This window comes from Micromonospora sp. NPDC047762 (assembly GCF_043204655.1).
In the GTDB taxonomy this organism is placed as follows: Bacteria; Actinomycetota; Actinomycetes; order Mycobacteriales; family Micromonosporaceae; genus Micromonospora.
On record NZ_JBIDCQ010000001.1, the window covers coordinates 70,399 to 83,101 of the forward strand.

Here is a 12,703-nt window from a genome sequence, read left to right on the forward strand (position 1 = left end):
CCGTGTAGGGCGCGCACACTCGTCGTCGTCCATCGATGCTCAGTCTGCCGCGCCATTGCCCGCGTCCGCATCCCCCTCTTCGGCCGCCAGTGCCTCGACCGCCGCCTCGACCTCACCGGCACGCCGCCGGGCCACGGTGACCGCCCGCTCGGCGGCACGCCGGGCGAGCTTGGCCCGGCTGAGATCCTGCTCGGCGACCGCGCGCCGCCGCTCCAGCTCGGCCAACTCGGCCTCAAGGCGATCGAGTACGGCCACACCGTCGCGCTCCTGCCCGGTCGCCTCGGTCAGCTCGGTCTCCGCCCGCTCCTGGTCGGCCTGGGCCTTCGCCAACTCCCGGTCCAGGGCGCGGCGCTGCCGGGCCCGCTCGGCTCGGGCCGCTCGCTGTGCGGCCCGTTCGGCCTGCTCGGCACGCTCGGCCGCCCGGTCCGTACGCGGTGCCGCCTCGGGACGGCCCCGTTGGGGGCCGGGTCGGCGGGCCGGGCGTTCCTCCTCGCGCTCCTCGTCATCGTCGGTGACCAGTCGCAGTTGCGGCCGGGGCACCTCGCCGAAGCCGGCGTAGCTGGCCGCCCGCAGCAGGCGGCCCGCCCGCACCTGCTCGGCGACCTCGACGTCGGAGAACGCCGCGTTCAGCGTCGCCTCCACCTCGGCCAGGGGCAGCCGGCTCGCCGGTGGCGCGTCCGGCTCGGCCGCGGCGAGCTTGCGAACCTCGGCGACCAGGGCGCCGACCACCGCCCGGCGTTGCGCTGACAGCTCCCGCAGTCGGGGCCCCCGCAACTCCCGCTGGGCGACTCGCAGGGCGTCGGCGAGCTGCACCAGATCGGCGACCAGCTCCGGGCGTCCGATGGCGAGCAGGTTCACCAACCAGGCGGCCACCGTCGGGCGACGCAGCCGGGCCAGTTGCCGGGCGGTGGCCGCGTCGCCGGCCCGGCGGGCCTCGGCCACAGCGAGGTCCCGGGCGGCCACGAACCGGTCCGGTGGGGTGCGGTAGAGCTGCTGCACCAGCTCCGCGGAGAGGCCGGGCATCGGGTCAGACGTCCACCCGGCTACCGGGCTCCAGTCGCTGGTACTCGGTGCCGGACAGCGCTGTGTACTGCCTGTCGAGCACGCCCAGCCCCTTGTCGTTGAGCAACGCGTCGTGCAGGGCGTACGCGCGCCGTGGCGCGACCGCGCGGATGAAGTCGACCACCTCGGAAAACTTCGACCAGGGGGCGTGGATCGGCGCGAAGAGCGTGTCGACGGGGGTCTCGTCGGGCACGACCAGGGAGTCGCCCGGGTGGTAGACCACGTCGTTGATCAGGTAGCCGAGGTTGTCGACCACCGGGATATCGGGGTGGATCACGGCGTGCCGCCCCCCGTACGCGCGCACGGCGACCCCGGCGGCGGTGAACGACTCACCGACGCTGACCGGGCGCAGCACGTCGGCCGCGTCGCCCAGGGCCTCGCCGAGCGAGGCGGGCCCGTGGATCGGGAACGGCTGTCGGTCGAGTTGGAGGCGCACCGCTGCCAGATCGAGGTGGTCGGGGTGTTCGTGGGTGATCAGCACCGCGTCCGCACCGTCCAGCGCCGCCGCTGGGTCGCTGAACACCCCGGGATCGACGACGAGCACTCCCCCGTCGTGTTCCACCCGAAGGCAGGAATGGGCGTACTTGGTGAGCCGCATCGTGACTCCTCGATTATCGAATCGTGACGTCCTCAGCGCAGTCTGCCGGAACCAGCCGGTGTGCGCGTCGCGTCCGAGCTATCGCCACACCGGTTGACGACGATGGGAGCGGGGATGGACGGACAGGCGGGACGACACCGCAGTGCGCTGCTGGCGGCGACGACACTGGCGGCGGCCCTGGCGCTGACGGGGTGCGGTGCCGGCGACAGCGGGGCGCAGGACAGCGCGGGCACGGCGGCCGAGGCGCCAGCCGCCAACGGCGGTGAGGTGAACCGGGACGCCGCCGCGGGCGCACCGGAGGGGGCCGGCGCGGGCGCACCCGACCTACGGGTCGACCAGCGGGCGATCATCTACACCGGAAAGATGCGGGTGCAGGTGGACGATGTGGACTCTGCCGCCCGCGAGGCCACCGCCGCGGCCGGTCGGGCCGGCGGCTTTGTCGGCGGCGACCAGCGGCACAGCGCCGACGCCGACGCGGTGGCGGAGTTGGAGTTGCGGGTGCCGGCGGCGAAGTTCACCGGCGTGGTGGAGGAGATCGCGAAGCTCGGTCGGCAGCAGAGCCGGGAGATCAACACTCAGGACGTCACCGAGGAGACTGTCGACCTGGAGGCCCGGATCACCAGTCAGCGGGCCCGGGTGGAGAGCGCCCGCCGGTTGCTGTCCCGGGCCACCTCGATCACCGACCTGGTGTCGCTGGAGAACGAGTTGGGTCGACGGGAGGCCGACCTGGCCTCGCTGGAAGCCAAGAAGCGACGCCTGGCCGACCTGACCGCCCTCTCCACGATCACCGTGTCGCTGGCCGGGCCGGCGGCGAAGGACACCGAGGAGAAGGCCGAGACCGGCTTCCTGGTCGGACTCAGGGGCGGCTGGAAGGCGTTCGTCGTCTCGATGACCGTCCTGCTCACGGTGCTGGGCGCACTGCTGCCGTGGCTGGTGGCGCTGGGCGTACCGCTGGTGGCGCTGCTGGTGGTGCTGCGCCGACGGCGCAAGCCCTCGGCTCCGGTCGCGCCGGTCAGCGCGCCGCCGCCAGTGCCCGCAACGCGGTCTGCACCATGACGCGGACGCCGACCGCGATGGACCGCTCGTCCACGTCGAAGCTCGCCCGGTGCAGGTCGACGTTGGGGCCGGCGCGACCCACGCCGAGCCGGGCGAGGGCACCGGGGACGTACTCCAGGTACCAGGAGAAGTCCTCGCCGCCCATGCTCTGCGGTGTCTCGGCGATCCCGTCCGAACCGAGGGCGGCGGCGGTGGCGGCGGTCAGCACCTGGATGGCGCGGGCGTCGTTGCACACCGGCGGCCGGCCGCGCAGGTATTCCAGGTCGACAGTGGCACCGGTCGGCGCGATCACGTCGCGCACCACCTGAGCGACGATCTTGGGGGCCTTCTCCCAGGTGTCGCGATCCATCACCCGGAGGGTGCCGGACGCGCTCGCCTCGGACGGGATGACGTTGTAGCGGGTGCCGGCCGAGGCGTGGCCGAAGACCAGCAGCAGGCCGCTGTTGGCCGGCACCCGGCGACTGACCAGGGCCGGCACCTCGGTGATCAGCCGACCGAGCGCGTCGACCATGTCGACGGTCAGGTGCGGGCGGGCGGTGTGCCCGCCCGGGCCGGAGAGTCGGACGGTCACGTTGTCGGCGGCCGCGGTGATCGGGCCGACCCGCAGGCCGACCTGGCCCACCGGCAGGTTCGGGTCGCAGTGCAGCGCGAAGATCTGCACCACGTCGTCCAGGCCGCCGGCCTCGATGACCTCCAGCGAACCGCAGGGCAGGATCTCCTCGGCCGGCTGGAAGATGAGCCGGACCCGACCGTCCAGCTCACCGAGGTCGGCGAGTTGGGCCAGCAGCATGCCGACGCCGAGCAGGACCGAGGTGTGCACGTCGTGCCCGCAGGCGTGGCAGACGCCCTCCACGGTCGACCGGTACGGGACGTCCTTGGGGTCGTCCAGCGGCAGCGCGTCGATGTCGGCGCGCAGCGCCACGACCGGGCCGTCCGGCCTGCCGTTGACGTCGCAGATCACGCCGTTGCCCTTGGGCAGCAGGCGCGGGCTCAGCCCGGCCAGCGACAACTCCCGGGCGATCAGCGCGGCCGTCTCGAACTCGTTGCCGGAAAGCTCAGGGTGCGAGTGGAGGTGACGGCGCGTAGCGATCAGCCCCGGTACCCGGAGCGCGAGAAGGTGGTCCAGCTCGCGGGGCAGGGGCTCGGATCCCGGTGGCGTCTCCGGCCAGGACGACGCCAGCTGGCCACTCGTGGGCAGCGTCAACGCACTCGTCACGTCGAATTCTCGATCACTAGAAATGGATGGATCATCGGGGACAGCAGACAGCCTAGACCTCCGACGGTGACGCTGCGCAACCTCGTTACGGTAATGATCGGACCGCGCAGAGTCACGTATGCCCTGCTGGGGCCGCTCGTCAAGGTGAGGGACAGCAGGTAGATCACGGTCGAATGCCGTCATCAGCCCCTCACCTCCTACAACGCGTAACCGATCGCTGCGGTTCCGAATCCCAGTCGACAGTCGGAGACCCGTTGCCAAATTGTCGCATTAGTCGGGGTGATGAACTGACACTCCGACAATTAGCCGACCACACAGCGCAACGAGCCGGATAAGGACGCTCACACGCACCCACCCGCCGTGGGCGCACAGGGTGTGCGTCCCGGCTCAACCGACCGGATACCCGCTGAGAGCGCCGGACACACCGCGCCCCGATGCCGCAGTCGCGGCGCGCCCCGATGCCGCAGTCGCGGCGCGCCCCGATGCCGCAGTCACGGCTGGACGCTCAGAATCGGTCGGTGGGGCGGTACAACCCCCACACCTCACGCAACGTCCCGCAGACCTCACCCACTGTCGCCCGGGCCCGCAGTGCCTCCTTCATCGGGTACAACACGTTCTCCGTACCCTCGGCGGCGGCCCGAAGATCGGCGAGCGCCCGTGCCACCGCGTCGGCGTCCCGCTCGGAGCGCAACCGGGCCAACCGGTCGGCCTGGGCCGCCTCGATCGTCGGGTCGACCCGCAACGGCTCGTACGGCTCCTCCTCGTCCACCGTGAACCGGTTGAGCCCGACCACCACCCGCTCCCCCGAGTCGATCTCCTGGGCGATCCGGTACGCGGACTGCTCGATCTCCCGCTTCTGGAACCCGGCCTCGATCGCGTCCACCGCCGAGCCGTGGTCGGCCACCCGCTCCATCAACTCGACGGCGGCGGCCTCGATCTCGGCGGTCATCGCCTCCACCACGTACGACCCGGCGAACGGGTCGACGGTGGAAGTCAGGTCCGTCTCATAGGCCAGCACCTGCTGGGTACGCAGCGCGAGCCGGGCCGCCTTCTCGGTGGGCAGCGCGATCGCCTCGTCGAAGCTGTTGGTGTGCAGCGACTGGGTGCCACCGAGCACGGCGCCCAGACCCTGCACCGCCACCCGAACCAGGTTCACCTCCGGCTGCTGGGCGGTGAGCTGCACGCCCGCGGTCTGGGTGTGGAACCGCAGCATCATCGACTTCGGATCCTTGGCGCCGAAGTCGTCACGCATCAGCCGAGCCCAGATCCGCCGGGCGGCGCGGAACTTCGCCACCTCCTCCAGCAGCGTGGTGCGGGCCACGAAGAAGAACGACAGCCGGGGCGCGAAGTCGTCGACGGCGAGCCCGGCGGCCAGCGCCGCCCGCACGTACTCCACCCCGTTGGCCAGCGTGAACGCGATCTCCTGCGCGGGCGTCGCGCCGGCCTCCGCCATGTGGTAGCCCGAGATGGAGATGGTGTTCCACTTCGGCACCTCGCTGCGGCAGTACGCGAACGTGTCGGCCACCAGGCGCAGCGACGGCTTCGGCGGGAAGATGTACGTCCCCCGGGCGATGTACTCCTTGAGGATGTCGTTCTGGATGGTGCCGTTGAGCGCCGTGCCCGGCACCCCGTTCTCCTCGGCGACGAGTTGGTAGAGCAGCAGCAGCACCGAACCGGGCGCGTTGATGGTCATCGAGGTGGACACCTTGTCCAGTGGAATGTCGGCGAAGAGCAGCCGCATGTCCTCGATGGAGTCGATCGCGACACCCACCTTGCCGACCTCGCCGTGCGCGATCGGCTCGTCCGAGTCGTAGCCCATCTGGGTCGGCAGGTCGAACGCGACCGAGAGGCCCATCGTGCCGGCCCGCAACAACTGGTGGTACCGCGCGTTGGACTCGGTGGCGGTGCCGAAGCCGGCGTACTGGCGCATCGTCCACGGGCGGGAGGTGTACATGGTGGGGTAGACACCCCGGGTGTACGGAAACTCGCCCGGGCTGCCGAGCCGGGAGTCCAGTTCCTCCGGAAGGTCGGCCTCCGTGTAGACGCCGTTGATCGGAAAACCGGACTCACTTGACCGCCGTTGGTTCATCCCCGGATGGTAGGACGCCTGGCCACGTCGCCGGGTGAGGGATACCGCACAGTGCGTCCCGACCGGTCGACACCAGGTGAACGACAGGGCACGTTCTGTCGACTTCGACAAACGTCCGCCGCGTCGGCTTTCGCATCCGGCGTCGGAACCAGCAAGATAGGGGGGTTGTGTCCCAGCCCCCCTCGATTTCCCCCGGTGGCTTTTCTGTGACTCAGATCCCGACGTGGAGCGGCGGACCAGTCAGTCCCGCCAACGGACGAGCGGCGCCCGGCACCACCATTGGTGACCGGTACTCGCTGCGGTCCTCGGTGGGCAACGGCGGCATGGGCACGGTGTGGCGCGCCACAGACACCCTGCTGCGCCGTGACGTGGCGGTGAAGGAGGTCGTCCTGCCCCCGGGGCTGGCCCCCAGCGACCGCGACGCGATGTACGAACGCACCCTGCGCGAGGCCCGCGCCGCCGCCGCCATCCAGCACCCCGCCGTGGTGCAGGTGTACGACGTGGTCACCGAGGCGGGCCGGCCGTGGATCGTGATGGAGCTGCTGGACGCCCGCAGCCTCGCCGACATGGTGATCGAGGACGGGCCGGTCGCGCCCCGGGCCGTCGCCAAGATCGGCATCGCGCTGCTCGGCGCGTTGGAGGTCGCGCACGCGATCGGCGTCCTGCACCGCGACGTCAAACCCGCCAACGTGCTGATCTGCACCGACGGGCGCTGCGTGCTGACCGACTTCGGGGTCGCCCGGATGCCCACCGACGTGCAGCTCACCACCCCGGGCATGGTGCTCGGCTCACCGCACTTCATCTCGCCCGAGCGGGCCATGGGCCAGGAGTTCGGGCCGCCGAGTGACCTCTTCTCGCTGGGTGTGACGCTCTACACAGCTGTCGAGGGGCGCCCCCCGTTCGACAAGGGCGACCCGATCGAGACCATGCACGCCGTGGTGGAGGACCCGCCCGCCCCACCGCAGCGCAGCGGCCCGCTGACCCGGGTGCTGATGGGTCTGCTCGAGAAGGACCCGGCACGCCGACTCGACGTGCACACCTCCCGGGCCATGCTGCGCGAGCTGCTCGCCGGCCCGCTGGGCAGCACCGCGACGGCTGTGCACTCGGTCACCGACCCGTACGCCGTGGTGCCGGTGCAGCATCGCCCCATCCCCGTCCTCCCGCCGCCCCAGCCGGAGCCGAAGCCGGACAGCCAGATCGGCGGCAAGGCGATGCTGGCCCCGGGCGAGTCCCTGACCGACCGGCTGGCCTCGCTGCGCCGGGGCGAGCGCCCGCAGGCGGCAGCTCGCCCGGCCGGCACCAGCGGGGGCCTCGACGAGACCAGCGCCGACGCGTTGGCCGGCCCGCTGCACACGCCGACCGGCGCGATGCCGACGACGGGCCGACCGGCGGCCGGGCGCACCTACGGCGGCAACGCGGACGCCACCCAGCGGGTGGACGCCGGCGGGCACCCCGACGCCACCCAGCGGGTCAGCTACGGCAGCCCGGCCGATGCCACCCAGCAGGTCGGGTACGGCGGCGCAGCACCGGAGGCCACCCAGCGCGTCGGCGGCACCTACGGCGGCGGCAACCAGTGGTCGGTGCCGGGCACCGGCCAACCCTGGGCGACCACGCCCGCCGCTTCGGGCGGCAGCGCGCTGGACAAGGCCCGGGCCACCGGTGGTCAGCTCGTCACCACGGTCAAGGGCTGGCCGCGCAAGGTGCAGCTCGCCGCGGCCGGCGGCCTGGTCGTCGTGCTGCTGCTCACCGCGGTGGCGCTCTCCGGCGGCGACGACGCCCCGCCGGGCACCCCGGCCGCGCAGCCCACCACGTCCGCCCCGGCGGCTCCCACCGTCGAGATGCAGGAGCACACGGCCCGCGGAATCCAGGTCATGGTGCCGAAGGGCTGGAAGAAGGCCACCGGCGGCTCGTACACCGACTACATCGACCCGGCCGACAGCGGCCGCAAGGTCCGGATCATCACCGAGAAGTGGACCAGCAGCTCCGTCCGGTGGGCCGAGACGGCCGAGAACGGCCTCAAGACCCGGAGCACCTCCTGCGTCAAGCCGTACAACCAGATCTCCTCCACCGAGACCGAGCTGGCCAGCAAGCCGGCAGCCGAATTCGAGTACACCTGCGGCGCGGGTGACGCGATGCGGCACGGTGTCTGGCGGGGCGTCGCGCAGGACGGCAAGGCGTATTCGTTCTACCTCACCGCCACGGACGCCAAGTTCGCGGAGAGCAAGGCGATCTTCGACGAGATGGCACGGACGTTCCAGCTCACCGGGAACGGCTGAGCCGGAGGGAACCCACAGGGATGATCCGTCGCCGTGCTATCAAGGGGCATGGCGGCGGACAGCACTGACATCGACGACATTCGCGAGCAAGCCCGGCGTTGGCTGGCCGACGACCCCGACCCGGCCAGCCGGGACGAGCTGACGGCGGTGCTCGACGGTCTCCCGGCGAGCGGCCCGGAGCTGGCCGACCGGTTCGCCGGCCCGCTGACCTTCGGCACGGCGGGCCTGCGCGGCCCGCTGCGCGCCGGCCCGAACGGGATGAACCTCGCCGTTGTCACCCAGGCCGCTGCCGGCCTGGTCACCTGGCTCGCGGCCCAGGGTGGCACCGGTCCGCTGGTGATCGGGTACGACGCCCGGCACGGCTCCCGGCAGTTCGCCGAGCGCACGGCCCAGGTGGCGACCGGCGCTGGCCGCCCGGCGCTGTTGCTGCCCCGCCCGCTGCCCACCCCGGTGCTGGCGTACGCCGTGCGGCACCTCGGCGGTGTCGCCGGCGTGATGGTCACGGCCAGCCACAACCCGCCGCAGGACAACGGTTACAAGGTCTACCTCGGCGCGGAGCTGGGCGGCGAGTTGGGCGCCGGCGCGCAGATCGTGCCACCCGCCGACGCCGGTATCGAGGCCGCCATCCGATCGGTCGGGCCGCTGGCCCAGGTGCCGTTGGGCGAGCCCGGTCAGGTGCTCGGCGACGACCTGGTCGCCTCGTACGTCGAACGGGCCACCGCGGTGATCGACCCGGACGGGCCACGGGACCTGACTGTGGCGTACACCCCGCTGCACGGGGTGGGCGCGGCGGTGCTCACCGCCGCCTTCGCCAGCGCTGGTTTCCCGACCCCCGGGGTGGTGCCCGACCAGGCCGAGCCGGACCCGGCGTTCCCCACCGTGTCGTTCCCCAACCCGGAGGAGCCGGGTGCGGTGGACCGGCTGATCGCCCTGGCCGACTCCACCGGCGCGGACCTCGCCATCGCCAACGACCCGGACGCCGACCGTTGCGCGGTGGTCGTCCGGGACCGCGACGGCTGGCGGATGCTGCGGGGCGACGAGGTGGGCGTCCTGCTCGCCGATCACCTGATGCGCCGGGGGGTGACCGGGCTCTACGCCACCACCATCGTGTCGTCGTCACTGCTGCGGGCGATGTGCGCAGCCCGGGGCCTGCCCTACGACGAGACGCTGACCGGCTTCAAGTGGATCGTGCGGGCCGGCGGAGGAAGCGCGCCGTTGGTCTTCGGCTACGAGGAGGCGCTCGGCTACTGCGTCGCACCGGAACACGTCCGGGACAAGGACGGCATCACCGCCGCGCTGACAGTGGCCGAGTTGGCCGCCGGCCTGAAGACGCAGGGTCGCACGCTGACCGACCGGCTGGACGAGCTGGCTGCCGAGTTCGGCGTACACCACACGGACCAGCTTTCCGCCCGGGTGGACGACCTGCGGGTCATCGCCGACGCGATGGCCCGGATCCGGGCGGTCACCCCGGCCACCCTGCTCGGGCAGCCGGTGGACAGCGTCCGGGACCTGCTGCCCGAGTCGGACGTGGTGATCCTGCGGACCGCGGCGGCCCGGGTGGTGATCCGCCCGTCCGGGACCGAGCCGAAGCTCAAGGCGTACCTCGAAGTGGTGGAGCCGGTCACGGATGGTGACGTCCCGGCGGCCCGCAGCCGGGCGGCGCAGGCGGTCGTCGGGCTGCGGGCCGAGGTCGGCGCCGCTCTCGGCATCTGACGCCGCGAAGGACCTATCCACCCGGCACGTTCCCTTTGCTCTGCACCCGCGGATGCGCCACGTGCCATCGGGGAGCCGACATGCGGCGGACGCCAAGCGCCGGCCACCGCATGGCGCATGGTGCATCCGCGGGTGCAGAGCAAAGGACGGCAGGGGCGTGCTGGCTTCGACGATCAGGCGCGCTTGCCGAGGGCCTGGTCGACGGCCCTGATCAGGCGCGCTTGCCGAGGGCCTGGTCGACGGCCTTGGCCAGGGCGGCGACGACCAGGCCGACCGACGGGCGGACCACCGAGTCGTCGGTGCTCACCTCGCCGGAGAACCCGGCGCCGGTGGCGATCTCCGTCAGCCGGCGGCGGGCGTCGGCGGCGGCCTCGCCGCTCACCCCGAGCGCGGACTCCATCCGGAGCACCACCACCAGGGTGGCCAGCGCGGCGGTCCGCTCGTCCGGGGCTGCCGCGCCGGTCAGCGCCTCGGCCAGCCGCTGCCGGGTCTCCGCCTCGACGGAGGTGTCCACGACCGGGTAGCGGTGCACGTGGATGAAGCCCAGCTCGGTCTCGTCGACGTCCCGGACGACACCCTGCCGGCACAGGTCGGCGAGGATCCGGTCGCGCAGGCCGTGCCGCAGACGCTGCACCCAGGACGCCGGGCTGTGCGGGGTGTCGGCGGCGATCCGGCCGAGGACGTCGTCGCTGAACGGCTCGCCGGTGGGCGTCGGGTCGATCACCGTCAGGGACCCGTCGGCGTACGCGATTCGGCCGGTCAGGGCCAGCTCGACCAGCACCGCGGCGGCCATGCCCAGGTCCAGGCTGATCCGTGGCATCGTCGCCTTGCCGGTCGTGTCGTCGTAGGCGAGGAGCAGCAATTCCTCGGCGAGCGCAACACCAGTCATGGCCGGAGACGGTAGCGGGTCCGCGCACCCCGTGCACGGACCCCGCCGGACCCGGCACCGACCGGGTCTCCCGTCAGAAGCGGGGCATGCCACCGAACTGGCGGTCGCCGGCGTCGCCGAGACCGGGGACGATGAACATGTGGTCGTTGAGCCCCTCGTCGATCGAGGCCGTGACCAGGCGCAACGGCAGGCCGGAGCGCTCCAGCCGGTCGATGCCGACCGGGGCGGCGAGCACACAGAGCACTGTGATGTCAGTGCAGCCGCGGTCGGCCAGCAGCTGGCAGCAGTGCTCCAGCGAACCGCCGGTGGCCAGCATCGGGTCGAGCACCAGCACCGGCAGCCCGGCCAGGTCGCGTGGCAGCGACTCCATGTACGCGCGGGGCTCGTAGGTCGCCTCGTCGCGGGCCAGGCCCACGAAACCCATCGACGACTCGGGCAGCAGACCCAGCGCGGCGTCCGCCATGCCCAGCCCGGCGCGCAGCACCGGGACCAGCAGCGGCGGGTTGGCCAGCCGGGTGCCCTCGGTGCCGGTGACCGGCGTCTGCACCGGGTACCGCTCGACGGGGAAGGAGCGCGCCGCCTCGTACACCAGCATGGTGGTCAGTTCGTGCAGCGCCGCCCGGAACGTCGAGGAATCGGTGCGCGCGTCCCGCATGGCGGTCAACCGTGACTGGGCCAGCGGGTGGTCAATGACGTGTACGTCCACGATCGCTCAACCTACCGGTCCGTACCGCGCGACGGTGCGGGTGCGGTCGGACCAGGGACGCCGCTCACGTCGGAACGCCACCGAGCGGTCGTGAGCAAGATCACTCGGCGGTCTCGTGCGTAGACTTCTCGGCATGACGGCGACAACGACGTCGGCCCGGTCGGAGCTCTCCGAGCTGGGACGATCCGAGACCGCTCTGCGGACCTTCCTGCACGGCCTGCCCGGCGTGGACCAGGTCGGCGCGGAGCAGCGGGCGGCACAGCTCGGCACCCGCTCCATCAAGACCACCGCCAAGGCCCAGGCGATCGACCTGGCGATCCGGATGGTCGACCTGACCACCCTGGAGGGGGCGGACACCCCGGGCAAGGTGCGCGCGCTCGCCGCGAAGGCCCTGCGTCCGGACCCGGCCGACCCGTCCTGCCCGCACGTCGGCGCGGTCTGCGTCTACCCGGCGATGGTCCCCCACGTGGCCGAGGTGCTGCGCGGCTCTGGTGTGCACCTGGCCAGCGTGGCGACCGCGTTCCCGTCGGGTCAGGCGCCGTTGGAGATCAAGCTGGCCGACACCCGGGCCGCCGTCGCGGCCGGCGCCGACGAGATCGACATGGTGATCAACCGGGGTGCGTTCCTGGCCGGGCGGTACAAGGAGGTCTACGACGAGATCGTGGCCACCAAGGAAGCCTCCGGGGACGCCCATCTCAAGGTGATCCTGGAAACCGGCGAGCTGGCCACCTACGACAACGTCCGGCGGGCCTCCTGGCTGGCCATGCTGGCCGGCGGCGACTTCATCAAGACCTCCACCGGCAAGGTCCCGATCGCGGCGACGATGCCGGTGAGCCTGGTGATGCTGGAAGCGGTGCGCGACTTCCGCGAAGCGACCGGGCGGCAGGTGGGCGTGAAGCCCGCCGGTGGCATCAAGACCACCAAAGACGCGATCAAGTACCTGGTGATGGTCAACGAGACCGTCGGCCCGGACTGGCTCGACCCGGACTGGTTCCGCTTCGGCGCGTCCAGCCTGCTCAACGACCTGCTGATGCAGCGCACCAAGCTGACGACCGGCGTCTACTCCGGTCCCGACTACTTCACCCTGGACTGATAGCC

10 protein-coding genes are annotated in these 12,703 nt (G+C 72.1%); 4 read left to right on the plus strand and 6 right to left on the minus strand.

Going from position 1 to position 12,703, the window contains the following annotated elements; translation table 11 throughout:
* Positions 1-39 precede the first annotated feature (39 nt).
* Positions 40-1,023: a hypothetical protein gene (locus tag ACGF3C_RS00340; RefSeq protein ID WP_357225585.1), complete on the minus strand. Its 984-nt coding sequence runs from the start codon at positions 1,021-1,023 to the stop codon at positions 40-42.
* 4 nt (positions 1,024-1,027) lie between these two features.
* Positions 1,028-1,660: an MBL fold metallo-hydrolase gene (locus tag ACGF3C_RS00345; RefSeq protein WP_357225589.1), complete on the minus strand. Its 633-nt coding sequence runs from the start codon at positions 1,658-1,660 to the stop codon at positions 1,028-1,030.
* A gap of 93 nt (positions 1,661-1,753) precedes the next feature.
* Here ACGF3C_RS00345 and ACGF3C_RS00350 point away from each other — a divergent pair, with 93 nt between their 5' ends.
* Entirely contained in the window at positions 1,754-2,716 is a 963-nt protein-coding gene (locus ACGF3C_RS00350) for a DUF4349 domain-containing protein (protein ID WP_357225593.1), read from the plus strand.
* Here ACGF3C_RS00350 and ACGF3C_RS00355 read toward each other — a convergent pair.
* Together ACGF3C_RS00355 and ACGF3C_RS00360 are read right to left on the minus strand one after the other, a co-directional pair.
* Positions 2,673-3,932 (minus strand): amidohydrolase, encoded by a 1,260-nt coding sequence (locus ACGF3C_RS00355; protein ID WP_393217452.1) that lies wholly within the window; start codon positions 3,930-3,932, stop codon positions 2,673-2,675. The two genes, ACGF3C_RS00350 and ACGF3C_RS00355, sit on opposite strands and share 44 nt — an antisense overlap.
* 505 nt (positions 3,933-4,437) lie before the next feature.
* Positions 4,438-6,021: a methylmalonyl-CoA mutase family protein gene (locus ACGF3C_RS00360; RefSeq protein ID WP_355009484.1), complete on the minus strand. Its 1,584-nt coding sequence runs from the start codon at positions 6,019-6,021 to the stop codon at positions 4,438-4,440.
* A gap of 206 nt (positions 6,022-6,227) precedes the next feature.
* Here ACGF3C_RS00360 and ACGF3C_RS00365 point away from each other — a divergent pair, with 206 nt between their 5' ends.
* Both ACGF3C_RS00365 and ACGF3C_RS00370 read left to right on the plus strand, forming a co-directional pair.
* Positions 6,228-8,297, plus strand: a complete 2,070-nt coding sequence (locus tag ACGF3C_RS00365) for a protein kinase (RefSeq protein WP_393217454.1) — start codon at positions 6,228-6,230, stop codon at positions 8,295-8,297.
* A gap of 48 nt (positions 8,298-8,345) precedes the next feature.
* The gene (locus tag ACGF3C_RS00370; protein WP_393217456.1) at positions 8,346-10,010 is read left to right on the plus strand and encodes a phospho-sugar mutase; all 1,665 of its coding nucleotides are present in this window, start codon (positions 8,346-8,348) and stop codon (positions 10,008-10,010) included.
* Positions 10,011-10,221: 211 nt separating this feature from the next.
* Here the strand turns inward: ACGF3C_RS00370 and ACGF3C_RS00375 are convergent, their stop codons facing one another.
* Both ACGF3C_RS00375 and upp read right to left on the minus strand, forming a co-directional pair.
* Positions 10,222-10,899: a GPP34 family phosphoprotein gene (locus ACGF3C_RS00375; protein ID WP_393217458.1), complete on the minus strand. Its 678-nt coding sequence runs from the start codon at positions 10,897-10,899 to the stop codon at positions 10,222-10,224.
* Between the two features lie 73 nt (positions 10,900-10,972).
* On the minus strand, positions 10,973-11,605 hold the full coding sequence (upp, locus tag ACGF3C_RS00380) for a uracil phosphoribosyltransferase (protein ID WP_355009488.1): 633 nt from the start codon (positions 11,603-11,605) through the stop codon (positions 10,973-10,975).
* Between the two features lie 133 nt (positions 11,606-11,738).
* Between upp and deoC the strand changes: the two genes are divergently transcribed.
* Positions 11,739-12,698 (plus strand): deoxyribose-phosphate aldolase, encoded by a 960-nt coding sequence (gene deoC / locus ACGF3C_RS00385; protein WP_387350992.1) that lies wholly within the window; start codon positions 11,739-11,741, stop codon positions 12,696-12,698.
* Positions 12,699-12,703 lie beyond the last annotated feature (5 nt).

What these genes read in the sequence shown, in the direction of transcription:
- deoC (WP_387350992.1), top strand. Translation starts at nt 11,739, where the DNA reads ATGACGGCGACAACGACGTCGGCCCGGTCGGAGCTCTCCGAGCTGGGA.
- ACGF3C_RS00370 (WP_393217456.1), top strand. Translation starts at nt 8,346, where the DNA reads ATGGCGGCGGACAGCACTGACATCGACGACATTCGCGAGCAAGCCCGG.
- ACGF3C_RS00360 (WP_355009484.1), bottom strand. Translation starts at nt 6,021, where the DNA reads ATGAACCAACGGCGGTCAAGTGAGTCCGGTTTTCCGATCAACGGCGTC.
- ACGF3C_RS00340 (WP_357225585.1), bottom strand. Translation starts at nt 1,023, where the DNA reads ATGCCCGGCCTCTCCGCGGAGCTGGTGCAGCAGCTCTACCGCACCCCA.
- ACGF3C_RS00375 (WP_393217458.1), bottom strand. Translation starts at nt 10,899, where the DNA reads ATGACTGGTGTTGCGCTCGCCGAGGAATTGCTGCTCCTCGCCTACGAC.
- ACGF3C_RS00345 (WP_357225589.1), bottom strand. Translation starts at nt 1,660, where the DNA reads ATGCGGCTCACCAAGTACGCCCATTCCTGCCTTCGGGTGGAACACGAC.